Annotated in this window: 20 protein-coding genes and 1 tRNA gene; 9 read left to right on the top strand and 12 right to left on the bottom strand. The window is 31.5% G+C overall.

The window, feature by feature from the left end; all coding sequences use genetic code 11:
* Positions 1 to 11 precede the first annotated feature (11 nt).
* The 3 genes from porM (at position 12) to OIU83_RS03270 (ending at position 3,736) form a co-directional block, all read left to right on the top strand.
* Complete coding sequence (porM, locus tag OIU83_RS03280) at positions 12 to 1,553, top strand: type IX secretion system motor protein PorM/GldM (RefSeq protein WP_264204840.1); 1,542 nt, start codon at positions 12 to 14, stop codon at positions 1,551 to 1,553.
* 50 nt (positions 1,554 to 1,603) lie between these two features.
* Entirely contained in the window at positions 1,604 to 2,593 is a 990-nt protein-coding gene (gene porN / locus OIU83_RS03275) for a type IX secretion system ring subunit PorN/GldN (RefSeq protein ID WP_264204930.1), read from the top strand.
* Between the two features lie 90 nt (positions 2,594 to 2,683).
* Positions 2,684 to 3,736: an NAD(P)/FAD-dependent oxidoreductase gene (locus OIU83_RS03270; RefSeq protein ID WP_264204839.1), complete on the top strand. Its 1,053-nt coding sequence runs from the start codon at positions 2,684 to 2,686 to the stop codon at positions 3,734 to 3,736.
* A 271-nt stretch (positions 3,737 to 4,007) separates the two neighbouring features.
* Here the strand turns inward: OIU83_RS03270 and OIU83_RS03265 are convergent, their stop codons facing one another.
* The gene (locus OIU83_RS03265) at positions 4,008 to 4,391 is read right to left on the bottom strand and encodes a DUF983 domain-containing protein (protein WP_264204838.1); all 384 of its coding nucleotides are present in this window, start codon (positions 4,389 to 4,391) and stop codon (positions 4,008 to 4,010) included.
* A gap of 320 nt (positions 4,392 to 4,711) precedes the next feature.
* On the opposite strand from OIU83_RS03265, the gene OIU83_RS03260 reads away from it, so the two are divergent.
* A complete protein-coding gene (locus OIU83_RS03260; RefSeq protein ID WP_264204837.1) occupies positions 4,712 to 6,622 on the top strand; it encodes an ABC-F family ATP-binding cassette domain-containing protein in 1,911 nt (636 codons plus the stop codon).
* A 250-nt stretch (positions 6,623 to 6,872) separates the two neighbouring features.
* Here OIU83_RS03260 and OIU83_RS03255 read toward each other — a convergent pair whose 3' ends face one another.
* Positions 6,873 to 7,841, bottom strand: coding sequence for an App1 family protein (locus OIU83_RS03255; RefSeq protein ID WP_264204836.1), 969 nt, complete (start codon positions 7,839 to 7,841; stop codon positions 6,873 to 6,875).
* Positions 7,842 to 7,902: 61 nt separating this feature from the next.
* Here OIU83_RS03255 and OIU83_RS03250 point away from each other — a divergent pair, with 61 nt between their 5' ends.
* Complete coding sequence (locus OIU83_RS03250) at positions 7,903 to 8,772, top strand: diacylglycerol/lipid kinase family protein (protein ID WP_264204835.1); 870 nt, start codon at positions 7,903 to 7,905, stop codon at positions 8,770 to 8,772.
* A gap of 44 nt (positions 8,773 to 8,816) precedes the next feature.
* Here OIU83_RS03250 and OIU83_RS03245 read toward each other — a convergent pair whose 3' ends face one another.
* Together OIU83_RS03245 and OIU83_RS03240 are read right to left on the bottom strand one after the other, a co-directional pair.
* Entirely contained in the window at positions 8,817 to 9,962 is a 1,146-nt protein-coding gene (locus OIU83_RS03245; RefSeq protein WP_264204834.1) for a GNAT family N-acetyltransferase, read from the bottom strand.
* Positions 9,963 to 10,099: 137 nt separating this feature from the next.
* Positions 10,100 to 10,588, bottom strand: coding sequence for a DUF1761 domain-containing protein (locus OIU83_RS03240; RefSeq protein WP_264204833.1), 489 nt, complete (start codon positions 10,586 to 10,588; stop codon positions 10,100 to 10,102).
* 304 nt (positions 10,589 to 10,892) lie between these two features.
* Here OIU83_RS03240 and OIU83_RS03235 point away from each other — a divergent pair, with 304 nt between their 5' ends.
* Positions 10,893 to 11,198: a hypothetical protein gene (locus OIU83_RS03235; protein ID WP_264204832.1), complete on the top strand. Its 306-nt coding sequence runs from the start codon at positions 10,893 to 10,895 to the stop codon at positions 11,196 to 11,198.
* A 243-nt stretch (positions 11,199 to 11,441) separates the two neighbouring features.
* Here the strand turns inward: OIU83_RS03235 and OIU83_RS03230 are convergent, their stop codons facing one another.
* Both OIU83_RS03230 and OIU83_RS03225 read right to left on the bottom strand, forming a co-directional pair.
* Positions 11,442 to 12,968, bottom strand: coding sequence for an ArnT family glycosyltransferase (locus OIU83_RS03230; RefSeq protein WP_264204831.1), 1,527 nt, complete (start codon positions 12,966 to 12,968; stop codon positions 11,442 to 11,444).
* 200 nt (positions 12,969 to 13,168) lie between these two features.
* A complete protein-coding gene (locus OIU83_RS03225) occupies positions 13,169 to 13,873 on the bottom strand; it encodes a S24 family peptidase (RefSeq protein WP_264204830.1) in 705 nt (234 codons plus the stop codon).
* A 274-nt stretch (positions 13,874 to 14,147) separates the two neighbouring features.
* Here OIU83_RS03225 and OIU83_RS03220 point away from each other — a divergent pair, with 274 nt between their 5' ends.
* The 3 genes from OIU83_RS03220 to OIU83_RS03210 all read left to right on the top strand — a co-directional run bounded on the left by OIU83_RS03220 (position 14,148) and on the right by OIU83_RS03210 (position 17,870).
* Positions 14,148 to 15,839, top strand: a complete 1,692-nt coding sequence (locus OIU83_RS03220; protein ID WP_264204829.1) for a hypothetical protein — start codon at positions 14,148 to 14,150, stop codon at positions 15,837 to 15,839.
* Between the two features lie 294 nt (positions 15,840 to 16,133).
* Positions 16,134 to 17,243, top strand: coding sequence for an acyltransferase family protein (locus tag OIU83_RS03215; protein ID WP_264204828.1), 1,110 nt, complete (start codon positions 16,134 to 16,136; stop codon positions 17,241 to 17,243).
* A 480-nt stretch (positions 17,244 to 17,723) separates the two neighbouring features.
* Positions 17,724 to 17,870, top strand: coding sequence for a hypothetical protein (locus OIU83_RS03210; protein WP_264204827.1), 147 nt, complete (start codon positions 17,724 to 17,726; stop codon positions 17,868 to 17,870).
* Positions 17,871 to 18,200: 330 nt separating this feature from the next.
* On the opposite strand, the gene OIU83_RS03205 is transcribed toward OIU83_RS03210, so the two are convergent.
* The 6 genes from OIU83_RS03205 to OIU83_RS03180 form a co-directional block, all read right to left on the bottom strand.
* Positions 18,201 to 18,272 (bottom strand) — tRNA-Glu (locus tag OIU83_RS03205).
* Between the two features lie 612 nt (positions 18,273 to 18,884).
* Positions 18,885 to 19,337 carry a JAB domain-containing protein gene (locus OIU83_RS03200; RefSeq protein WP_264204826.1) on the bottom strand — a complete coding sequence of 151 codons (453 nt, stop codon included), beginning with the start codon at positions 19,335 to 19,337 and terminating at the stop codon, positions 18,885 to 18,887.
* Between the two features lie 527 nt (positions 19,338 to 19,864).
* Positions 19,865 to 20,575 (bottom strand): M48 family metallopeptidase, encoded by a 711-nt coding sequence (locus OIU83_RS03195; RefSeq protein ID WP_264204825.1) that lies wholly within the window; start codon positions 20,573 to 20,575, stop codon positions 19,865 to 19,867.
* Positions 20,575 to 23,799 carry a type I restriction endonuclease subunit R gene (locus OIU83_RS03190; RefSeq protein ID WP_264204824.1) on the bottom strand — a complete coding sequence of 1,075 codons (3,225 nt, stop codon included), beginning with the start codon at positions 23,797 to 23,799 and terminating at the stop codon, positions 20,575 to 20,577. The genes OIU83_RS03195 and OIU83_RS03190 overlap by 1 nt, the downstream gene beginning before the upstream one ends.
* Positions 23,799 to 25,001: a PDDEXK nuclease domain-containing protein gene (locus OIU83_RS03185; RefSeq protein WP_264204823.1), complete on the bottom strand. Its 1,203-nt coding sequence runs from the start codon at positions 24,999 to 25,001 to the stop codon at positions 23,799 to 23,801. The genes OIU83_RS03190 and OIU83_RS03185 overlap by 1 nt, the downstream gene beginning before the upstream one ends.
* A 68-nt stretch (positions 25,002 to 25,069) precedes the next feature.
* On the bottom strand, positions 25,070 to 26,674 hold the full coding sequence (locus OIU83_RS03180; RefSeq protein ID WP_264204822.1) for a DUF6119 family protein: 1,605 nt from the start codon (positions 26,672 to 26,674) through the stop codon (positions 25,070 to 25,072).
* Positions 26,675 to 26,773: the final 99 nt, after the last annotated feature.

Genomic DNA, 26,773 nt, shown 5'->3' with positions numbered 1-26,773 from the left:
ATTTAGAAAATATGGCAGGAGGAAAATTAACCCCTAGACAGAAGATGATTAACCTGATGTATCTGGTTTTCATCGCAATGTTAGCAATGAATATGTCAAAAGAAGTATTATCTGCTTTTGGCTTAATGAATGAAAAATTTGAAAGCGCTAATTCTGCATCAACAGAAACCAATGCGCAAATGTTGTCTTCATTAGATCAGAAAGCTGCTGAAGCAAAAGGAGAGTTTGCAATGGCTGCAGGAACAGCTCACAAAGTAGAAACTATAACTAAAGAATTTTATGATTATATAGGTACTCTAAAAGGGGATGTATTAAAAGGATTTGAAGTTGATAAAGCAACAGGAAAATTACCTTACGAGTCTATGGACAAAGGTGATAATATAGATAATTGGTTTACTGGAGAAGGTTATACTGCAAAAGGTAACGAGATTATTGCTAAGATCGACAAATATAAAGCTGATATGAAAGCTGCATTGACTGATAAAAAGTATAGTGCAATTTTAGCTGAAATTGAGAATAAATTTAATACTTCTGACGTTAAAAATAAAGAAGGTTTAAAAGATAAGTATTTAGCTTATCACTTTAAAGGTTTTCCAGCAGTTGCTTCAGTTGCAAAACTGTCTGCTTGGCAAAATGACGTTCAAAAAGCAGAATCTGATGTTTATAGTGCTGCTTTAGGAAAAGCTGCGGTTGCTGCTGCATCTTACAGTAATTACCAAGCAATTGTAGTTCTTGATAAAAATGCTTATTTTCAAGGAGAAACTGTTACAGGTAAAGTTGTTTTAGGTCGTTATGACGAAAACACCAAACCTACTTCATTTTCAGGTCCAGGTAAAATTGATGCTAATGGTCAAGCCATTATATCTATGACAGCTGGTGGAATTGGAGAACAAAATATTAATGGTCAATTTACATTCTTGGAAGATGGAAAAACAATTCCACTTAAATTTTCTGGAAAATATGTTGTAGTACCTAAACCAAATTCTGCTACTATTTCTGCAGATAAAATGAATGTAGTTTACAGAGGAGTTGTTAACCCAATTTCAGTATCATTCGCAGGTGTTGCAGATAATAAAGTTGTTGCAAGTGCTCCGGGATTGTCTTCTGCGGGTAAAGCAGGAAAATACAATATGAGCCCAGGAACAGGAACTGAAACTACAATTTCTGTTACGGGTACATTACCAAATGGTTCTACTGTTTCTGATAAGAAAACTTTTAGAATTAAAGGTATTCCAGGACCTACAGGTACTATTAGAGGTGAAATGGGTGTTGTGAAAGGACCTAAATCAAATCTAGAAGTAGCTACAGTTGGTGCTAAATTAGTTGATTTTGATTTCGAAGTTGGATTAGATGTTGTTGGATTTAATTTAAAAGTTACAGGACAACCTACAGTTGTTGTTGCGGGTAATAAATTAAATGCACAATGTAAATCTGTACTTTCAAAAGCAGGTAGAGGAGACCAGGTTACTATTTCTGAGATTAAAACTAAACTTGTTGGAGCAGGTAGTTATTTATTACCAAGAACAGCTCCAGTAATTTTTGAAATACAATAATAAGTAGTTCTATAAAGTAAACTACTTCAATATCTTATACTGATACCATGATGAATGTAAGAAATTTTTTAATAGCTATTATCTCTGTTGCAGGGAGTTATTCTTCTTTTGCGCAATCGAATTTGCTTAATGCAAAAACACCTGCCGAAATTGGTTTAAAAACACCAGCACAACTTATTTCTGATAATGACAAACCATTAGCTTATGGTTATGTTCATGACAGAGATGTTTTGATGGGGAAAACAACTTGGGAGATCATTGATTTGAACGAGAAAATCAACTTTTCTATGTATTTTCCAATTGATACTGCAAATATCGGTTCAGACAGACGTTCTATGTACGATGTTTTGACAAAAGCGATTAAAAATGGTAAAATTACTGAGGTTTACACTGATAGTTATTTCAATACCAAAAAGTCTATGAAAGATATTCAGGCATCTTTATCACGTATCGATACAACAGATGCTGGTAGAGAGCAATTGAATCAGGATCCAGGTGCGTATGTTACACAAACGCTTCAAAAAAAGAAGACTACTGGTAAAGGAAAAAACAAAGTGACAACTACAGAAACTGTTACTGTTCCTCCATCTAAAACTATATCTTCTGAATATATCTTGAAAACTGATTTAACAGCTCAGGATGTTACAGAATATAAAATTAAAGGGTATTGGTATTTTGATAAACGTCAAAGTGAATTGAAGTATCGTTTATTAGGAATCTGTCCTGTTACTCCAGACGTTTATACGATTAATAGTGAAGAGAAAGATTATATTGAGTTGTTTTGGGTATTCTTCCCAGATGCTAGAAATGTTTTGCATGAAGCTAAAGCTTTTAATGACAAAAACTCTGCAATGCCAATTTCTTTTGATCAAATCTTAAACTCTAGACGTTTTAATAGTACAATCTATAAAGAAGAAAATATTTATGGAGACAGAGCTATCGAAGAATACATGAAGGATAACGCTCAGAATCAATTGTTAGAATCTGAGAGAGTGAAAGAGAAAATTAGAAATTTCGAATCAGATATGTGGAATTACTAAAATTAATTTCCTTCTTTAATATAAACTCTTACCATTTATGGTAAGAGTTTTTTTATTTACAATTAATGACCGCAGCTTAATTTATTTATAATGATTGATTATTTAATTATTGGTTCAGGATTAGCAGGGATTTCTTTTTCTGAAAAAGCATTGTCGCATAATAAATCTATTTTAGTGATAGATGATGAATCTCAAAATTCATCAAAAATTGCAGGAGGATTATATAATCCGGTTATTTTAAAACGCTTTAGTGAGGTTTGGCAATCACAATCACAACTTGTTTTAATGGATTCTTTTTATAAAGAAATCGAAGAAAAGCTTTCTTGTAAATTTAATTTTGAACTTCCAATTCTTAGAAAGTTTTTCTCAATTGAAGAACAGAATAATTGGTTTAGTGCTTCGGATAAGAAAAATTTAGCTCCTTTTTTATCTACTAAATTAATTACTAAAAAGTATAGTAGTATTGATTCTCCATATGATTATGGTGAAGTTTTACATACGGGTTATGTAGATACCGCTTTGTTATTGCAAAAGTATAGGGCTTATTTATTATCGAATGATTTGTTGCTGCAAGAATCATTTGATTATAATCAAATTGATTTTTTGGATGCGGGTATTCAGTATAAAAATATTCAGGCACGTCATATTGTTTTTGCAGAAGGTTTCGGGTTGCATAAAAATCCCTTTTTTAATGATTTGCCTTTGGATGGGACAAAAGGAGAATTGTTTATTATAAAAGCACCAAGCCTTAACCTTGATGTAATAGTTAATACAAGTGTATTTATATTGCCATTAGGGGATGATTTGTTCAAAGTAGGCGCAACATACAATTGGAAAGATAAAACAGATTTGCCTACAGAAGAAGGTAAACAGGAACTCTTAGATCGCATTCATGAAATTATTACCTGTGACTTTGAGATAGTGAAACATTTTGCAGGTGTTCGTCCTACTGTTAAAGATAGAAGACCTTTGGTAGGAACGCATAATATGCATAATTCACTTCATATTCTTAACGGATTAGGAACTCGAGGTGTGATGCTTGGACCTGCAATGGCAAAAGCTTTATTCGAAAGTATTGAAAATGAAATTCCTCTAGATGCGGAGATAAATATTGAGCGTTTTTACAAAAAGAAAAACAAGTAATTTGTTAAGTTACTCAATAGTTTTTTGCTAAAGGTTTTTTTGAACTATATAAGTCATTTTAGAAAATATAAATTTTACATATTTCTTAAATGACTTACATAAAACTTATATGGTTGTTGTTTTAATTATAAACTTTACTGTTTGAACCATGTAAGTTATTTAAGGAAATATAAGTTTAGGTATTTCTTAAATGAGCTTAGATAACTTATATGGTTAATCTTTGTAATCAATCAAAAAAATGGTGTGATTGCTTATCCTTTTAAAATCGTTATTATTTTATATTAGTAGTTGGATCGTAAGAAACAAACATATTAATGTAGATGTTCCTCGACCATCTCAATACAAAAGGAAATAACACAACAAGTGTTACTACAATTGCTATAAAAGAAGCTTCGATACTAGAGCTCAGGAAAACGTAGGATATGATAAAAGCTGCAATTCCTAATGCTACGTTTAATCCGTAACTTACATACATTGCTCCATAAAAAAAGGAAGGCTCAATCTGGTATTTAAGCCCACAATGGCTGCAAGATTCATTCATTTTTAAAACCTTGGTTAGATGTAGTGGGTTTTTATCAGAATACATGCTTTCATTTTGACATCTTGGGCAAGTTCCTTTTATAATACTATTTAGTTTAGATCCTTTTTTGAACATTTTGAATATTTTTTTGCAGTGTGTAGCTATTCTGTAGATACTATTAAAGTTTAGAATCTTTATAGGAGAATATCTACCAAAGATAATGATTGACCATGACATTAACAATTTTCACTTCTTAATATAATAAAAGCATTGCTATTTTAAGCTTATATTATGGATTGTAAAAACCGTATTTTATCTATATATAATAATACATTCCTTTTCACTACCTTTGCACTTTTAAAAATACAATGTAAGGCTACTATTTTTTTATTGATAAATGATAGCAGATTTTGCAAAAAAGATTACACAATCAATTAGTTATAAAATAACAATAAATGCTTAATATACATAATTTATCTGTTTCGTTTGGGGGTTCTTATTTGTTCGAGGAAGTTACTTTTCGATTAGGTGCGGGAGATCGAGTGGGTCTTGTTGGGAAAAATGGTGCTGGAAAATCGACAATGTTAAAAATTCTGGCAGGAGATTTTAAACCAGATTCAGGACAAATTGCGACCGAAAAAGAAGTAAGAATGGGGTTCTTGCGTCAGGATATTGATTTTGAACAAGGAAGAACAGTATTGGAAGAAGCCTACGAAGCTTTTACAGATATTAAAGTTGTAGAGAAAAAATTAGAGCAAATCAATCATCAATTGGTAACCAGAACCGATTATGAGAGCGAAGAATACAGTCAGATTATCGAAGATTTATCCGATTATACACACCGTTTCGAATTATTAGGTGGTTATAATTATGTAGGAGATACAGAAAAAATCCTTTTAGGGTTAGGTTTTAAGAGAGAAGTCTTTAATAATCAAACCGAAACTTTTTCTGGTGGATGGAGAATGCGTATCGAATTAGCAAAATTATTATTGCAAGCCAATGATATTTTATTGCTGGATGAGCCTACGAATCACTTGGATATCGAGAGTATCATTTGGTTAGAAAGTTTCTTGCGTAATTATCCCGGAGTTGTGGTAATTGTATCACACGATAAAATGTTCTTGGATAATGTAACCAATAGAACTATCGAGATTTCATTAGGTAAAGCGTATGATTTTAATAAACCATATTCTCAGTACCTAGAGTTACGTCATGAAATTCGTGAAAAACAATTGGCAACTCAGAAAAATCAAGCTAAGAAAATTGAAGAAACAGAGAAGTTAATTGAGAAATTCCGTGCCAAAGCTTCGAAAGCTTCTATGGCGCAGTCTCTTATCAAGAAACTGGATAAAGTAGAGCGAATTGAAGTTGATGAAGATGATAATTCGGTAATGAATATTACATTTCCAGTTTCAAAAGAACCAGGTAGAGTAGTAGTAGAAGCTGAAAATGTTACTAAAGCCTACGGAGATAAAGTTATTCTTAAAGATATAAACCTGTTGGTAGAACGTGGAAGCAAAATTGCTTTTGTGGGACAGAACGGGCAAGGTAAATCAACCTTTATTAAAGCAATTGTTGATGAATTCGAATATCAGGGAAGTATAAAATTAGGACACAATGTTCAGTTAGGATATTTTGCTCAAAATCAAGCCGAATATCTAGACGGTGAAATCACATTGTTGCAAACAATGGAAGACGCTGCAATGGATACGAACCGATCTAAAGTGCGCGATATGCTTGGATCATTTTTGTTTCGTGGAGATGATGTAGAGAAAAAGGTAAAAGTACTTTCTGGAGGAGAGAGAAACCGTTTGGCATTATGTAAGTTGTTGTTGCAACCTATAAACGTTTTGCTAATGGATGAGCCTACAAATCACTTGGATATTAAGTCTAAGAACGTATTAAAGGCTGCGCTTCAAAAATTTGGTGGGACTTTATTACTTGTTTCTCACGATAGAGATTTTCTTCAGGGAATGTCCAATTTAGTTTATGAATTCAAGGATCAAAAAATAAAAGAATATTTAGGTGACATCAACTATTTCTTAGAGCAACGTAATATGGAAAATATGCGTGAAGTAGAGAAAAAAGATGCTATAAAAGCTGCTGCACCTAAGGAAAGCAATAAAGCTTCTTACGAAGATCAAAAGAAAAATAAAACATTGCAAAATCGCTTGAGCAAGGTAGAAAGTCAGATTAAACAATTAGAAAAAGACATTCAGCATGACGATAAAATGTTGGCTTCTAATTATGACAAGCATATCGAAGATGCTTCTTTCTTTATGGCATACAATAAAAAGAAAGCCGAGCTGGATAAATTACTTTCAGAATGGGAAGTTGTTCAGGAAGAAATAGACAATCTAAAATAAAAAGAAAATAATCTGGAGCTAATCCAGCTTTTCGTTACAAGTCCTCACCAAAAAAACTGCATTTCCATTGTTATAAAAAGAGCTTCTAAAGTCGCTTTTTTAAAACAGGAAATGCGGTTTTTTTTGTTCCGGGCTTTCCACTACAATCTGGGCTAGTTACAGTATTTAGTGACAGTTTCAATGTTTATAATCGCAGCCCAAAGCCCAAAGCCCAAAGCCCAAAGCCCAAAGCCCAAAGCCCAAAGCCCAATTACTTTATAATCCCAATTTTTTTGGAGTGTTCTATTGCTTCGCTACTATTTTTAAAATAACAAACAGAAACTTCGAGGTTTTCTAAATTTTTCAGAATAGCTTTTGTTGCTTCTTTTTTGTGTTTACCGGTTTGCCTTATATAAACTGCTTTTACGGTTACAGGAAATATTTTGCAAATCCTCTCATATAATATTGGATCATGTTGAGAATCATCACCCAATAAAACATATTTAAGATTTGGGTAAAATTCTAATACATGTTTGATTTTTTCAAATTTATGATCGTGATTTCCTCTACCGCTCATAAAAAAATCGGTTAATCCAGTTTTAATATCTTTTAATAATATTACGGCTCTTGGTAATTCGTGTATTTTGGCAAATCGAACAATAAAACGGTATAAGTTCCACTCGCTACTTGAGATATAAAAAAAAGCATTTTTCTCATTTTTGTTATCTCTTCCAGCCGAACTTAATGCTTTATAATGTGGTACAACCTCATCGAATATCTTGCGATCATTTACGTTTCTAAATAGAAGAATATATAACTTCCTGAAAAAATTATGCGTGTGCGAAACCAGAAAAGTGTCATCGATATCCGAGATGATTCCGAGATCACCTTCGTGAGGTCTTATGAAAGTGCTGGCACAAGTTATTGTTTCATTTTTATGAGTAATGCTAACGTGGTAATCCATCCATCCAAATCCAGTTTGCTTCTTTAGCGGAATGCAGAATTTAAAAAAACCATCATCGAGAGTTTTGGTGTGAATTTGTCGATCTCCATGTTTTAAATAAACATCATGATTTGGGATTGTTTTTATCTGAAAAAGTTTAATTACTGAAGTTGCATTTTTAAAATGTTTCTTTTGGAAATCATAATCATTACTAGAGGAAGGTTTAAACACATGTCCCATAACAATTAGTTCCTGATCATTAGCATAACCGCGATATAATTTTAAAATTGGCTTCATTAATTGCGTACTTTTGGAATAACTAGTGTAATTACTTTTGAATAAATATAAAGATAAAAATTTGAAAAGGAATATCTTATTTGTTGTAAACCCCATTTCTGGAGATCTGGATAAGTCCGAACTTGTTTCGATAGTAAAATCGTATGCTGTAAGTTGTCATGTTGATTTAAAAGTCTATGAAACCACAGGAGCAAATGATATCACCGAAATAAGAGCATTGTATAATCAATATTTTCCATCCAGAATTATTGTTGCCGGCGGTGATGGAACAGTCAAGATGGTCGCCGAGGCAATGGAAAAGTATGATGTCATAGTCGGAATATTACCGGCTGGATCTGCCAATGGATTATCTGTGGATTTAAATTTGCCTAGAACACTCGATGAGAATTTAAGTATTGCTTTTCATAGTAACTATATCGAAATGGATATGATTTGCATCAATGGAAAAAAAAGTATTCATTTAAGCGATATTGGACTCAATGCCGACTTAATCAAGAATTATGAAGAAAGTAATCTAAGAGGATTTTGGGGTTACGCTTCGCAAGCCTACACTACGATAAAGGAATCTGGAGAGTCTTTTGTCGTTTCTATTACAGCGAATAACCAAACCGAAGAACACGAAGCAAGAATGGTTGTAATTGCAAATTCTCAAAAATATGGGACTGGTGTTGTAATTAATCCAAGCGGAGCAGTAAATGATGGCAGATTTGAATTGGTTGTTTTAAAAAATCTGGATCTAATAATTCTGGGCAAAATAATTACAGGGAATATGCCTATAGACTCGGATGATATTGTGATTATTTCGACAGACAAAGCTGTTATGAAAACGAATTATCCGGTTAGTTTTCAAATTGATGGAGAATATTGCGGAGCCCAAACAGAATTGGATATTCATATTTTGCATAAGCAAATGAAAATTGCCATTCCTTAAAAACAGTTGGCAAAATTCGAATCTTTATCAAAAATTATATGTAATTATTTAAAAGGATTCCGTTCCTGCCAATCTGATTTAGGCTCGAGATAATTGAACAATTTAGCAATATTATGGTTGATTAAAGCATTGCTATGTGTGATAAGTCCGTACATTTTAATAGGCTTTGCACCCACAGAACTTTTGATTTCAAGCGCAGTTCTGGCAAAAATAATTTCACTAAATCCTTTATTTATAGAATGTGCAATCATGTCGTACAGCATGTTTAAATATAACATTCTTTCGCGCTGAATACTTTCATCGTAACCTAAAAAATAAGTATCCATTGAAGTTCCATTCTTAATTAAAGTGTTGAAACCAATTAGTTTTTCATCAATAAAATAGCCGTAAAAAAGAAAGTTGCCTTGTAGTTTTTCTTTAAAAACCCTAAAATGATTTTTGGCTAGAAAAAAAGTATTGAAAGGGGCATTTTGGGCTACATGATGATATAATTCATAAATGGTATCTTCAAAAGCGATGATATCACTTAGTTTCATTTTTCTTTTTTCGATTCCAATAGCTTTCTTGCGGGTACGTTTATATTGGTCTCGGTATTTTTTGGATAGAGCATTAATATAATCTTCTTCACTTTTCCAGTTTTCATCGATTTTAAAAACCATATTAGGCTGAATCGAAAATGTATATCCTTTTTTAAATTCGGTCGAAAGCAGATCAATTTCTGTTGCCGAGAAATCTTTGATTGTAGTAATGTGAATTTTTTTACCCTTCGATTTAAAATCTTTTTTTAATGCATTAACTCCTTTATGCATTAACTTGATCGCTTTTGTTTTAATTATCTTATCAGAAAATGAAAAGGCATTTTGACCAGTTAGCATATTATTACCAACAAACAAAACGTGTGAAGCAAACTTTTTGAAAGTAAAATTACGAACAGAAGTTTTTAAACATTGATCTCGTTCTCCAAATGATTCCAATTTATTCGAATCCAAAAACTGGGTGAGTACTATGCCAACTAAATCGGAGTCTTTAAAAAGTCCGATATAATGACATATCATATTGGTTGGAGCCGATTTTTCTAGTACTTCGAGATATTCTCTGGATAAGAAAATATTATCTATAGCCAAGGTATCCCATGTTGCAGGAAGCGATGTTGTATTGTTATAAATCTGGAAGGAATAAGATATATTCAAGGTAAGGTACTATATTGTTCAAATTTACTTAATAATAACAGAATATTACAATTTAGACTCTGTTTTGCTATAGAAAGTTTTAAAAAAAGAAATCCGTTTGAAATTTCAACATCAAACGGATTTTTATGGTATTAATTTTATGCCCATCCGCAAATAATTGCTCCCATTATTGTGAGGGTAACAATCCAGTATCCAGCATGAATGAAAATGTATTTCCATGATTTTCTTTCGAATAAACCATTAATTGCTATCATTGGAAAAGCAAAAAATAATCCTGATATAAAGCCATGTAAAGCACCATGTTTAAATGTGCGATACGCAGTTCCGTAGTCGGCCATGAAAGCTGCAAAAGATGGTTTTGCACTTGCTATCATCGGTGGTCCGCCTACCATTCCTATTGCACCCGATTGATGGATTGTCAATGCCGAAACAACCATGGTAATCATTAATGAAAAGACATACGTTAATCCGAAAATTTTAAGCATACTTCCTTTCTTAAGATCTTCAGGATTAATTCTGGCTTCTCTCATCCAGATTGTTCCAAAAACTTTTGGGCTATACCAAATAAAGCCGATAACAAGTGTAAAAAGCGCAGCAATAAAAAATGCTAAAAAGTTCATTTCCATAAAATTAGGTTTAATATTAGTTGCCCAAATTTAATGAAATATTAAACGTTAATTACATCGATTTCGTAAGAGGGGAATTGCAGCTAACTCAGGAAACAAATTAATGACTTCGCAGTTGTATTGTTAATCTGTTATTATGAGTTTTCTTGAATAGGATAATGATGAGTTAAGTGTATTTATATTTTAAATATTTCAGAATTAATTAAGAATGAAAAAGATTTTTATTAGTAAATTTATGTTTTAAAAAAGAGCATTAGGCATCTTGTTATAACCGAAATCGTATTTAATTTAAACTGATAAAACTATGAGAGTACAATATCAAGGGGAACATAACGGAAAACCCACAACTTTCGAAATAAGAATAATAGGTAATAATCTTTCTAAATCCAGTTCCAATTATCAAATAGATTTATTGGTGGGAGATAATAAATTACCAATAACCTCATCAATGATACACCAGAGTTTATCCAATTGTTTAAAAGATATTTACTTATTCAGAAAAGTAAATAATATTAAATTCGATCCTACTTCCGAAAAAGTATTACCAAACTTGGTACCTTATGACTTGGTATTGTATAACTATAATAAGCATGCATTGTTTATGGCTTGAGGAAGGTACTGAGGTTTTGAGGGACAAAGGTTTAGTTTGAATATAATATTTTCATTATGAGCGGAGTAGAAGAATTCCGCGAATAGCTCCTCAAACTGTGTCGAGCTGCTTGCGGTCCTTCGACTCCGCTCAGGATGACAAGTTTGAGTATAATATTACGAGAGTTTTGAACCTTTAAAGTTTTGAGCCTTGTCTTCTGACAAACCAAAGAAACCTCAGAGCCTTTGTGCCTCAGAACCTTCCTCAAAACTTCTTAGATTCTTTAATCTCGGCAATAATTCTCTTATTGATATCTATTTTTGCACCAGTAAATACAAATATGGTTGTTTTGTATTCTCTGGCATTTTTATTTGTGATAGAATCTGCGACTACAGATGAATTAAAGAAAGGGCCAGTTTCTGCAAGTTCGTTGTCCTTTTCGTGGTATTCCTTAACTCGTATTAAATTGGTGTATTGTATTTTGAGATTAAACCAATTTACATAATCGGCATTAAAAGAAACTGCTTTGATTCCTTTTTTGGTATAATAATTAATAGCTCCTGCCTGACCGTAATTGTCGCAAAGAACCAGGGTTTTCTTCTTCTCTGGATTAGGAATAGTTGCATAAACAGAATCGGTTTTACGAGCTAGTTCCCTCCAACCAAGCATATCGGCATAATCCTGTGGCAAGTCATGATCTTTACCATCTTCCCATTGTAGCATACCTAGTTTTTTGTATTCTTCGGGATGTTTTATAATGTATTCTGGGCTTTTATTGGGGAATGACAAATTGTACATTGGAATAAAAAACAATAGCGGAATAATGATGAATACAGGTTGTAAATAGCGTTTCCAGCCTGTTTTTAAAATTTGAGAAAGATAAACTGCGCCAAAGGCAATATAAATAGGATATAAACCAATGGCATAATAAGCTTTGGCTTTGAAGTATATAAAAACAATAAGAGTGAAAATAATTGAGGCAAAAAAGAACTTATATTTCTCGAAAGGTTTGTGAAATAATAAGGCATATAAAGCTGCAAGAATTACAAAAAAGGAACCTATAAAATAAAGCAATTGGTTTTTCAAAAAATCAAAACGATCCATATTGACCAATTGTGTTTCGGCTAATTCTTTCATGTGATGAACAACTGGAAAATGGTTGTTGTATTGCCATAAAAGATTAGGTAGAATTAATATTAATCCCAAAGCCAAGGCGAAATAAAGCTTTTTCTCTGTAAGTATTTTTCTTTGTTTCGAAAGTAAAAGTGCAGGAAGTAAGCCTACAAGCAGGAAAAGAATATTGTATTTGTTGAGGAAACCAAGGGCAAATGCAATTGCTCCTATATAAAGCCATTTCGGTTTTTCGGTAGTGATGTATTGAATTATGATATAATAAAATCCTGTCCAGCACAATACATCCAAAGAGTTGGGTTGGTAAAGTATATTTATTCGTAACAATGACGAAAATATAATACATGTTGCACCTAGAGTTAAGGCATATAAATTTCCGTAGAGTTTCTCAATAGTTTTCCAGACGATTATAAGTGTTAAAACGCCAAAAAGTGCTGGGAAGAACTTAATCCAGAAAACGGAATTTCCAAGTAGCATTATAATATAAGAAATCCATGATGTTGCAGGTGGAACCGATAAATATCCCCAAGCTAGATGATGTGCCTGATCGAGATGTAGGTATTCGTCACGTTGTAAGTCGTATTCGGGGCTTATTAGGGTGTATTGTAAAACAAATTTTAGAATGATAAAGCCAAGTAAGATTATGGTTTTTTTGATCATGTGGTTTTGGTCTAAATAGCTAAGGTGATTGATGTTAATTGTTTAGCTAATATATAATTTATTTTGAGTCAGACTTAAATGAGAATGCTACAAAACAAACAAAGCTCCAGATTTCTCTGAAGCTTTGTTTGTTTTGTAAAAATACTAAGATGTAAAGAGAATAGCTCCTAAAACGGCATCTTTAAGACTTTGTAATAAGTTTAATATGTAGCGTTTATTCTCACTGTAGCTTTAATTAAGGCAAGTCCTTTGATATTCTTAAAATTAACATCCTTGGGTTGATGCTGAGGATTTTCACTTACCAATTTTATCCAATCATCACCTTTGTCAGATTTTTGCGCCCATTTTACCATGACAAATTCTTCAAGATCATCAGTCGTTAAAGAAACCAAATACATTTCTCCCCAAAAGATATTCTCTGCAGCGATATTTATTTTCTTATACATGATGATATCTCCACTCTTTAAAAGTGGATACATACTATCACCATTTACATAAATTGCACCATCGCACTTAGGTAAATTAGGAATCGATATATAATCTAATGCTGCTTGACTGGAATCCTTAAACAAAGAAACTATTCCTGCAGGAGCTTCTACATCGTATAGCGGTACTTGTTGTTTTTGTGTTTTTACTTTATAAATACTATTTGGTTCCTGAACCAAAGCATTTTCTATATCCAACTCTTCGCCAATAGGAAATGGCTTTATAATCATGTTTCCTCTTCCAGTAATTAACCATTCTGAATTAACATCTGGATAGGTATTGAGTATATGCTCTATTTTTGATACGCCAACATCCTTAACCTTATCTAAATAACCATTAGAAAGGCCTGTTTCAAGGTAAAATTTTCTCTTGTTAATCCCTTTGTATTTAATAAGTTGTAGTATTCTATTGACAATCATTGTATATTTTTATAGATTATTCACTCCTTTTATTACAATATGTAGAATATACTCTATATATTTGTAATATTATAAGAAAAGTATTAAGTATTAGACAAACGTACAAAAAAAAAGAAGAAATATGCCAAAGACCTAAGTATCATTAACGGTTTGGTCGAAAATATGGACAAGCAGCTTCATGTTTATTAATGTTTAAATGGTTATAGGGGGGAGTATAGATAACCATTAAAAAGAGGGTTGTTTTAACATGTAAAAATAAATTATGGATTATCCAATGAAAATAGCGCAAAGCAATCCCCATCGTGAAAGATTGGAAAAAGCAATCACAGACTTACTTCATTTTATCGAAGCTGGAGCTGTTTACATATCTTATAATGACAGCAATAATGCAGTTGTTGTAACTTTTATCTTGAAAGAAAATTGTAGTCAGGATGGGGATACATTGGCGGAGGCATCTTATAAGCTTACAAAATTATATCCCGATTTTGTTTTTAAGTTCATCAATTTCAATTGGGCTTCGTATGGATTTAAAAAAGGAAAACCATTTTTTATTCAGCATTGTACCCTTAAAGAGTTGGTTTATTTTGTGCCGGATAATAAAGTGTTCTATCCCCGTACAGATATTTCCAAAGAGTTAATAAAAAAGGCCAAGAAAAGATTCTATCTGGATCTTGAAGCTGCTGTGGTAACATTTCGTAACGTTCCTATTTATACAAGAAACAATAAGAATGTAGAAGCTGCCTTTATAATGCATCAAACCTTGCGTTATATTTATATCTGTGCTTCGGAATTTCTTACACCAGAATTTATCGGTTCTACATGTTTGCTAATGCACTATGATCATGTAATTGATTTTGCACCTACGTTTAAGAATATACTCAATAAAGATATCCAAGAAGATAAAGAAGTTTTCATAATGCTTAATGAAGCGTATTGCAGTATACAGCAAAATCATGAAATGGCTTATATCAATAGTACATTGATTAATGTGGCAAGAGTGAAAATTGAATCAATGCAAAGAGAAATCAACAGGTTATTTCTTGAATATATAAAATCATGCAAGGAAAAAGTGAGGGAACTCAATAACCAGACTTTTTTAGGAAAATCTATTTTCAATGGTAAAATTCGATCCAATTATATCATGGATGATGCATTCTCCAGGATAAGTGTTGTAATCACAGAATTCTTTAAAACACGAGCCATATATTGTTTTGGATATGCAACGATTCATGATCAGGATAGTACTGCCAAAAACAGTAATTATAGTAAAGTGCTTCCTGGTTATCATTTTTATTTACTAGTACTTAATCTAGAGCATATAGAAAATGCGATACCATTACTACAAGCACTAATACGAGAAAAATTTGAGGGCAAGTATAAAGTGACAATCCTTAACCACAGCGCCAATTATTTACGCAAGAAAAACCAAAACCAAAAGTATTTTTTTGACACTATTATGGCAAATGGATTTTTAGTCTATAACAATCCTTTGTACCTCGTTTACACTAAAAATTTTGATGTAGAGAGGGATATTGATTTCTCAAAAAAATATTCGGAGGATCGCATGCTGCTTGCCCAACAATTTCTTAGTCTTGCCCAAAACTGTTTCAATGAGGATTCGGCTCTTATTAAAAACGTATTCTTTCATAAGGCTCTGGAACAAATTTCGGTCGGGCTTATTAACTTATTTCTGGGTTACCATCCTATCAATTTCTCTATTAACTATTTGTTTTCTCTTTTGAAATATACACAAGAAGTTGAGCTTCCTTTTGATTTTACGAATGAAAAAGAAAAAACACTCTACCAATCACTGTTTGTAAATGAAGAGATTTCAAAGCAAGATAATGCAGAAGAAGACAATATAGAACATAGTAAACTCCTCGAAGTAAAATGTATTACATTCTTTAAGCAAGCAAAGCTAATAATCGAAAATGAATTTAAAAGATTAGAGAGTGAAAAGAAATAAAGGTTTATACTATTGTAGTTACGCTGGAGTTTCTGTTTTGTTTATGAACTATTTATATGGGAGATTCGACGAAAGTTATAGTTAGTTGGCTGTTTTATAATTATAGGAAATAGTTGTATTAATTCCTTGAAATAATTTATTATTTGTTGTGGAATTAGTTTTACATTAGTGATTATAATTACATAAAGCTACCCGCAGTAAGATAAGAGAAATCATTTTTAAAGTTCCTGTGAAAAAGGGCTGCGTTAGTTTATAAGAATCGAAAAATAGTAACCAATACAAGGAAAAGAAATAGTGACTCTTGAGAATAAAAATGCAGAAAGATTTTATGGTTTAGACCATTTGAGAGCATTAGCAATTTTTTTAGTATTCTTTTATCATTATCAAAATCCAATTTTTGAACATCCGGAATGGTTGTATGATTATGCTAAGTTTGGTTGGACAGGAGTTGATTTGTTTTTCGTGTTGAGCGGGTTTCTAATTTCGTCTCAATTATTCCTGAAAATTAAGCAAGGAAAAGAAATCTCATATAAGGATTTTTTTATAAAAAGAATTTTCAGAATTATTCCTGCGTACTTAGTAGTTGTTGGGATTTATTTTTTGATTCCATTTTTTCGAGAAAAAGAAAGTTTGCCGCCACTATGGAAATTCTTAACATTTACACAAAATTTTGGAACGAATCTAAAAGATTTTGGAACCTTCTCTCATGCCTGGTCATTGTGTGTAGAAGAGCATTTTTATTTCTTCTTACCAATCATTTTGATACTATTACAAGCTACAAATTTATTTAGAAAATCATACTGGCTATTAATAATTTTATTTCTTCTTGGGTTTATAGTAAGAATTTATAGTTGGGATAATCTTTATATTCCAAAACTAAACGATGAAAATTCTTGGATGTATTGGTACAAATTCATTTACTATCCAACTTATAATAGACTAGATGGCCTTTTGGTTGGAGTTTCAATTGCGGGAGTTTATCAATTCATGCCTAATTTATGGAACAGAATCTCAAAATCCGGAAATCTAATTATACTATTGAGTTTAATCATCTTGACTCTTGCTTATTTCCTGTGTTATCACGAACGAACATTTTATGCTTCGGTTTTTGGATTTACGTTGGTTTCTATCGGATATGGATTTTTGGTAATTGGTGCAATATCCCCAACAAGCTTCCTTTATAAATGGAAATCAAAAGCAACGATATTTATTGCGAGGTTGTCATTTGCTCTTTATCTAACTCACAAAGGAATAATTCATATAACACAACAGTTGCTTGAAGATGTAAAAATTGATAGCAATTTAATGATGCTCTTTTGTGTTTTAACCTGTTTGGTTGGTGCTTATATGCTTAATTTATTAATTGAGAAACCATTTATGAAATTACGAGATCGAGTGATTTAGAAGCGAAATAAAAAATTAGGAGATGATGTTTTTAGTAAATTAATCAAATCGTATACTTTGACCACTCGGATATAGCTAACGATTGCAAGGAAATTCTTTCTGTGCTCACAAACCAAGCTGTTTTTAATATTCATTTATTAAGCCCTCTTGTGTTTAATTGTAACGTACAGGGAAGAATTTCTGTGCTATCGAGTCGGGTTATATTGCTTATAATCCAGAATATTTGTGATGAATGCTTACTGTCACTTTCATTTTGATAGGTTAGCCATATCATTTTGATAGGTATATATAAGTTAAATTATATTGGTTGTTTTGTAATGTATTGATGTTTAGTGTTTTGTTTGTTTTTGATTGCTTTGGCATACCATTTGCCTTTATTGTGAGTAGATCAAAAAATAGTTTTTTTATATAAATCATTATGATAAAATTTGAAAACTACAATAACATTAACGCAAAACGTTGTGAATTAAAATAAAAAATATGAAAGCAAATAAAACAAGAAAAAAATATGTAACTAGTTTGGATGTATCAGGTAACTCTATGAAGAGAAAAGATAGAATCATCAACTCAATAGTGTTTGTTGTAGTTTCCTTTATTGCTATTTTGATGATTTCTCAAATAGTGTAGGTAATATTAATTAAGATATTATAAGAGCTAAAATTATTAAGCAATTGTGAGGTTTGTTTTTTATCCTTGTTTCCCGAAGTATATATCACTAGATGCTGTGTAAATGCGTTTGACTTTGCACATTTTTTTATAGTCCTTATAAATTATAAATCTTATAAAAGTTTCCTGATTTTTTGCGAAAAGGTCTTAGGTATTTTTTATTTGTATAAATATAATTTACTTATAGTGATTTCCTTTTCTTCATGAAGGCAAGATTGAGGATTAAGAGAATAGAAAAGAAAATTTTACGGTATAAAAAAAGCTCCAGAGAAATCTGGAGCTTTTTATTAGTAGCCCGTAGCGGAATCGAACCGCTCTTACATGGATGAAAACCATGCGTCCTAACCGATAGACGAACGGGCCTACTTTTCTAATGCGGGTGCAAAAGTGCAACTAATTTTAAAATACACAAAATATTTTTTTATTAGTTATTCTTAAAAATATCACATTTAGAAATAATCAATCATAAATAAATTGGGTTAATTGAGATGTATTTATTTGATTAATAATTGGTTGTTTTGTATGAAGAAATGGGATAAAGAAGATTTTTTTCTTCTTTTATTAAAAAGATAATTTTCAATTTTATTGATAAATATTTGTTTTGAAAGAATACTCTTGTGTTTTTTCTATTGATTTTTTTAAATGTCTGTTATTCGAAGAGTTTTAATGAGAGGTTGTACGGATGTCCCTGGCTTTATGCCAACAATTTTAGCCAAGTAAATAAGATAAACGGAGTAGTTTTTGTTTCATTAAACTAAATATATAAAATAAAAAAGCTCCAGATCTCTCTGAAGCTTTGTCTTAGTAGCGGGAACCATTCAAATATCTAACCATTTTTTAGATGACTATTATAAGATTTTTGCATCTGCTTCTTAATTTAATATTGCAAAACGTTTATAATTTTTTTGAAGATCTTTTAGATAATCTTCTTTTTAATTTAATAATCATTGGTTATGAAAGCGCTTACAAAGCGCCTTAATCTGCAAAGGAGTAATAAGATTCGGTAGTTATAATTAATGAATCTAGTAATATGATTTCAAGAAGTCTTCCAGCTTCTTTTACTTTTTGAGTTATTTGTTTATCGGCTTCGGAGGCTGCGAGGTTTCCTGAAGGATGATTGTGAATCATTATCAGAGATGTAGCATTTGCCTTAAGAGCTGCTGAGAATATTAATCTTGGATCTACAATAGTTCCTGTAATACCTCCAGATGAGATTTCGTAAATTCCAAGTACCTTGTGAGCTTGATTCATAAACAATACTTTGAATTGCTCGAAGAATTCTATTTTATTATAATCCCAAGCTGAAAGAGCTAGTTTGTATGCATCTTTGGAAGATTTGATTTGTGGTCTTTCAGAGTTTTTTACTTTCGTTTTGTAGATCAGTTCAATTTCAGATGCAGTCTGCCAGTTTTGATTTAAAGTTTCCATAATTTCTATATTTTAAATTAATTATGGAACATCCACCGGGAATTGCTTAGCAAGCGCAAAAAGCAACGCAATAAAGCAGGATTTTTTTCCTGCATTTATGGGGGAATTTTTTGCTAGCGCCCGCAAGCGATTCCCGAACTTTGTGAGGGAATTAAATAAGATATTAGAAGAATAAACAATCATTTGATAAATGCGTCTCAAAAAATACGAATCAAAAATTATTTAAATTAATAAGGTTTGAACCCACGCGGTCACTAAAAACAGAAAAGATTACAAAGTATTACTTTGGCTTACTTTGTTTTTGAATGTGACTTCGACGATATAGAATTCGAACCACTTCTTGGAAGATTTAAAGATTTTAAATGGTGCCTAGCATAAAGATTCGAAGTGCTTACCGCCCACTATTTTATTAGTTTTATCGTGGTCCTTGAGGACCTGTTTATAGACCTAAACAGTTATTTATATTCTACTACAATTTTAGCGAGAGACATAAAAACATGATTTCTGTTTAATTTAATCTAAAAAAATTAAGACAGTGTGTGTTCTAACTTTTCTTTCCATTTTTTCCAATCGGGATATAATATGTTTTGCAAATCATAGAATTCCCTGTTATGATTGTGATGTACTAAATGGCAAAGTTCGTGAATTACTACATATTCAATACTTCCTTTTGAGGCTTTTATCAATTCTGTATTTAGAATTATTTTGCCTGATTTAGTACAACTGCCCCAACGTTTTTGCATCAATCTTATATCTAAAACTGGTTTTTCAATTTTATATTTATTGAATTTTTCTATAGAACTATCAAGCACTTCTTCGAAGTGAAAGATTGCTTTTTCCTTGTACCATTCGTTTAGTTTTTTTTCTAAATATTCTGGATTTGATTTTTTAGTTTTCATAATCATTGCACCTCTATAAAGTTTAATTTCATTTATAATATCTTCAATGATTTGTAACTTATATTGTCTTCCTAAATACAAATGTGTTTCTCCATTAACGTATTTGCGCTCTGGTGTATTTGGTTTATAACTACAAAAAAAGGTTTGTTGTTTTAATATCCAATTGGCTTTTAATTTTACCCTTTTATTGATGTCTATTAAATTCGTATCATTTGGAGCAATAACTAATACCGATCCGTCAGGCAATACTTTTATGCCTAATGACTTTCTTTCAGCAAAAGACAATTTATATTCAATGCTTTTGCTGCCATACTTTACTTGTTGAATTGATTGTAGCATTAAACGTATTTTAGTTTAGCAATTTTAATTACTTCATCTATCAATTCATCTATTTTATCAAATGAGAATTGCGTATTGTATTGTTGCTGTTTTTCGAAAAGTAAATCATCGAGATTGTTTTTCAATTCTTTCTCAATTTCCGTATTGGTTTGCCAATCAATAATAAGTGTATTGTTTTCAAACACTATATTCTTAATACAATCTTCTATCTCTAATGCTGTACTGGCTTGTACTTCTTTTGGCTCTGGAGCATTACTAAAACTATTCTCTAAAACTGCATTTATCAGATTATAAAAAGCAATTGCATTATGTTTGTCTTGGATCGCATTTGGAACATTATTTTGTTTTCCTGTCAGGAATTGATTTTCGTATTCTTTAGCTTTTTGTAAATATAGTGCTTCATCAATTCGATGCTGATGATAATCGTTTATAGCTTCTCTTATCAATGCCGATAAACTTTTGTAGAAGATTGGATCTTCATTCATTTTAACATTAATTGCCTTAACCGTCCGAGTTGCAATATGATCGGCTTTTGCTGCTTTTCCTATTACTTTTTCTACTTCAGCTTCTCTTTTTTCTCTATCAAAAATATTTACGAGTTCGGTTATTTTTAATACTTCGCCTTCCGTCGTTATATGTTTATCTATTAATTTTTGAACTTGAGGTTCATAAGCTGCATAATCTAAATCATCAAAATACCTTCTCTTAACATCTACTCTTAATTGCAAGAAAAACTTACTGTCCTTTTTGTATTTATCAATGGCTTTCTCGTTTTTAATATCATTAAACTCTATTGATGCCATTGCTAATTTGAACAAACGGACAAAAGCAGAAAGTTTTTCATAAAAAGGATGTCTTATGCTTTCGTCATTTAATAATTCAGAATATGCTTCTGCATCGTATTTGTTTTTTATCGTTTTGAAAATATCCCATAATTCACTGTGTGCTTGTGGTAATTTTTCTATTTCCTTGTTGATGTTTATTATTGTTCCTGATAGTTCTTCTAACTCAAAATCATTTAAACCGCTGTATGTATTTAAAGCATTGTCCAGATTTTCTAAATTTCCGAAATAATCGATTATAAAACCATATTCTTTTCCTGGTGCTACTCTGTTTACCCTTGCTATAGCTTGAAGTAAAGTATGCTCTTTCAATGATCTGGTAATGTATAATACTTGATTGTTTGGCGCATCAAAACCAGTTAATAATTTATCTACTACGATAATTATTTCAGGTTGTTCTTGCTTTTTGAAAGCACTAATTACTGATTTTTCATAATCTAATTGTTTTCCATATTTACTAATCATTGCTTTGTGAAATTTCAAGATTACATCTTCGTTTTCCTCAAAAGCATCTTCGTAATTTTCTCTTGTATCCGGTGCAGAAATTAACACCTCACAACTTACTTTTCCAATTTCTTTTAAGTATTCACGATATTTTATGGCTGTGGTTTTGTTGGGCGCTACTAATTGTCCTTTGAAACCAGTACCTTGAATATTATCCTCGAAATGTTCACTAATATCCCAAGCTCTTGCATAAATAACCTGATCGGCTTTGTTTAGTTGATTTGCTGTACTGTATTTCCTTTTTAGTGCTGTTTTACCATAAGGAGTAAGTGGTTCGGAAACTTTATCAAAAAAAGTGTCTAGTGGTTTTTCATTTACTTCGATTAAATTATGCCTTCCTTCGTAAAGTAGTGGTACTACTGCCTTATCTTCAACAGCATCCGTTATAGAATAGACATCAATTAATCCGCCAAATTTATTTGCTGTACTTTTTTCTTTTTTCATTAAAGGTGTCCCTGTAAATGCTACAAAACAAGCATTCGGGAAAACTTTTTGCATTTTTACATTAAACGTACCGTACTGGCTTCGGTGTCCTTCGTCGATTAACACAAAAATATTGGGTGAAGTAAATCCTTCTTTTGATTGGTTTATAGCCGCTTCAAATTTGTGTATCAATGTGGTGATTACTGCATCCGTTGGGCTATTGATTAGTTCTACTAAATGTTTTCCAGTTTGTGCTTCTTCTACTTCAACGTGACATTTTTGAAATGTTTCTGTAATTTGTGTATTTAAATCTATTCTATCGGTAACGAGGATTATTTTTGGATTTTTTATTTCTTTTTGAGTTGCAATTAATTGCGCCAACATTACCATTGTCAATGATTTTCCGCTTCCTTGTGTGTGCCAAATTACACCACCAGTTCGCTTGCCATTTACATCCGTAACACTAATTTTTTTCAGTGTTTCTTTGATCGCAAAATATTGTTGGTATCGGGTTATTTTCTTAATACCATCATCATAAATTATGTAATTAAAAATCAAGTCTATTATTCTTGATTTCTGACATAAACTGAATACTAATTTATCTTGTTCGGTTACGATTACTTCTTCTTTTTCTAGTTCATTGAAATAATGTAATACACTGCTAAATCGTTGTTTGAAAATCGCTGTTCGCTCTGTATTAGGCAATTCGCTGTTTTTTAGTTGTCTAATTGCATCGCCATACTGTATTCCTTCTTCCTTGGTACGGAATACTTCTTTCCATACACTCCAAAACTCTTTTTGTGTGGCTGTCGTGGCATATCTTGCCTCGTTTACTGCTAATGATAACACTATATTAGAATATTGGTATAATCCTCTTATTCCGTCTTCTAATTGGTTTCTTAAATGTTGAGATATTCCTTGTGTTACAGGGTCTTTTATCACATTGCTTTTGCATTCAATTATTACCATTGGAATCCCATTGATGAATAAAACAATATCTGGGCGATAGGTGTCGTTTCTTTCGCTACGTAATACAGCATATTCTTCGGTAACGTGGAATGTATTGTTCTCTATATTTTTCCAATCGATATATTGAAAAGAGAAACTTTTTTTATCGTTTAGAATGGTTTGTTCTAAACTTTTACCCAAAGTTATTAAGTCATAAAATGCTTGATTTGCCTTTATAAAACCATCCTGTATTGGTAATTCCCGCAAAGCAATAATTGCTGCATTGATATTACTCTCTGAAAAGGAAAACTCTTTGTCTTTGTATTGAATACTATTTATTTTTTCGAGTTGTTTTTTCAAAATTGGTTCCAGCAATACATTACTGGTTCTACCGCCACGTAATTCCATTGCTTCATCTGGCGATACATATTGATATCCCATTTTTATGAGTAACTGCAATGCTGGAATTTGACTAATGTGGTCTTCTATATATGACGGAATACTCATTATGGCTCTATGTTTTTTGACTGATTATACAATTCTCCCAATTCGTGTAATTTAGCTTGGAGTAGTTTTTTATCAATTAATTTAGTGGTGTACTCTGCTACTTTTGTTGGAGATAGTGAGCGGCTCATTGCTATTTCTACAATCTCATCGTCTTTACTTTTACAAAGGATTATTCCGATGCTTGGATTTTCGTGTGGCTGTTTGTGATCCCTGTCAAGTGCTTCTAAATAGAAATTCATTTTACCTAAATACTCAGGTTTGAAATCGGTAATTTTTAATTCAAATGCAACCAAACATTGTAATACTCTATGATAAAACAAGAGATCTACTTCATAGTCTCTATTAGCTACTTGTACTCTGTATTCTTCGCCAACAAAAGAAAAATTGTTTCCTATTTCTAAAATGAATTTCTTTAGGTTTTTTATTATTGATTTTTGTAAATCGCTTTCGCTGAAATCATCGCCTAACTCTAAAAACTCTAATGAATAAATGTCTTTTAGGTGTTCGCTTATCTTGGCTGGTAATTGTGGCGCCAGTGGCGACATTTTTGTATTGCTCAAAGCATAGCGTTCAAAATAACCACTATCGATCTGTCTTCTCACTTCTAATTTACCCCATTTTTCTTTTGAAGCCATAATCAAATAAAATAGTTTCTCTTCTGGTAACTTACAAGCTGATAAAATCTCTAAATGAACTGACCAACTCAATTGTGTCTGCAATGCGGAGACAATTGTTTTTTCGTTATTATCGTCATTTCCTAATTGTGTCGCCAGTGGCGACACTTTTTCATTTTGTGGTTTTTGAATTTGTGTCAACGCTGTTGAGACAAATTCAAAACTTAAATGTGTCGGCGGTGCTGACACATTTTTATTGTTTTGATTTTCAATATTTAGACTGGCAATATTTTGAAATACAGCGTCAAATTCCGACCCTAAACAATAGGTTTCGTAAAACTGTTTCATACGGTATAAGCCCCTACGATTAAAGGACTTTAATGCAGGCATTTCAGCTTGAATATAATCGGCTAGTTGTTGTACTGTGCCTTGTCCCCACATACCTTGCGCTACCTTTTGGCTTACAGTTTTACCAATGTCAAAATATAATGTTACCAAAGCCGTATTAGTATATTGTCTTACTCTACTTTGTGCTTCTTGTATTAGTTTTACAATACTGCCAAATTCTGCATTTTGAATGTTGCTCATAAATTTACTATTTCTATACATTTTGCAAACTCTCTATTTGAATGTCTGATTTTTTATGTATTCATTATTTAATCTTCTTCTTGATTTAAATTTTTTCTATCAACATTATCAAAAATATAATATGCGGAAACAGGTATGTTCATTGTTCTTAGTGCGTTCACAGTTCTTAACAAACTTATACGAGAGAAAATAGGTAAGCTTTTAGACTTCTTTGCTTTGTCGTTTTTGGTAATAATTCCATAAGTTACACTATACTTTCCTTCATCAATAAAAGGTAATATTGTTACTTCATTTTCTACCAACTCTTTTAGCTTATCTTTTGCCTGATTATTACTTCTTAATAACTGTACAGAATTTACACCTTGATTAAAAAGATGACTCAAACTAGAAGAGCGTGTTGATATTTTAACGTGTGCAAGTTCTAAATAGTTATTATTAATATAAATTAAATCACAAGGTTCTACTTGATATTGACCGTTTGGCGATATACTTTTTTTATCTAAACAAATAATATTGGGATTTGAATTTTTGACGGAAATATTGTAATCATCTTCTCTTTTATCCTCACATTGAAGTAAAAAGGAATGATTGTCAATGAAAATTGAATCTAATTCTGTAGATAAATTTATAATAAAATCTGTTTCTATAAAATACCATTCGCCTTCACATAAATGATACGTTTTTCCTTCAACTTCACAATCAAATAAAAAACTTTTATAGATAGAATATTCTTTAATGAGGATTTCATTATCATCCAATATTCTTAATTTATGAGTATTGAATTTTTCAACATCTTCTACTTCTTCAATGCCTTTATCTAATAAATATTCTCTATATCCTTTAATATATACGTCTGTAAATTCTAAATTTGATCTTCCTTCGCCAGAAAATTTTATTTTATAATCAGTGGAATAATCAAATAATTCAGGAATACTCAATACTAATTCTACTGGAGCAGGATTACGATTAAAAGCTTCTATAAGATTTTTTTTCAATAAGTCTAAAAGTGCTGGATCTTTAACAGGTACAATATTTTGCAACTCAGGGAAAGTGGTTTTGTAATCATCTTTTTCATAAATCTCAACTAAATTTATACAAAGATCTGATATTCCATCAGCTTGTAGGTTTGAAGAAACTTTTAAGCTATTCCCTCCTGTAATATTTTTAAACAAATCTGCATATTCATCTTTTACAGCACCGGTCATTTTTTTTAATATTGTTTCATCACTTCTAAGATCGAAGAAATTTAACTCCGATGCGGTTGGACTTTGAACTCTTTGTCTTTTAGCATTTTCTGGTTGCAGAATATCTGTAGATTTTATTTTTGTAGGATCTAAGGCGTTTAAGGTAGTTCTCAATCCGAAATCATATTCATAACAATTATCATTTAATTGATGATAAGTCATTCCAAAAGTCAACACAACCCAACGATTATTTATTGGCAAAAATACTAAAGCTCCTTTTTGCATTTGATACAAATCTTTTTGTACTCCCCAATAATTTTTCCACCAAGGAACACTACTGGGTCTATCTGCTATATACATAAAAGCTCCATCAGGCAAATTGATTACTCCTTCAGATAACAATTCTAAACTATGATCTTCCTTAAGTGCATTTTCATTTGAAAATGTACTCTTCAATAAATAGATTGAAAACCCTCTGCTTTTTGCCATAATCGTCTAAATTAGTTGTTTGTTTTTACTCTAGTTTTTTGGTCAATAATTATTGCATTATCCTTTTTTCTGTAGCTGTAAATCTATTGGTATTTGTTG

Source organism: Flavobacterium shii, from assembly GCF_025847235.1.
GTDB classification, from domain to species: domain Bacteria; phylum Bacteroidota; class Bacteroidia; order Flavobacteriales; family Flavobacteriaceae; genus Flavobacterium; species Flavobacterium shii.
Note: the sequence above shows the minus strand (reverse complement) of the source record. Positions and strands in the feature narration are given on the sequence as shown.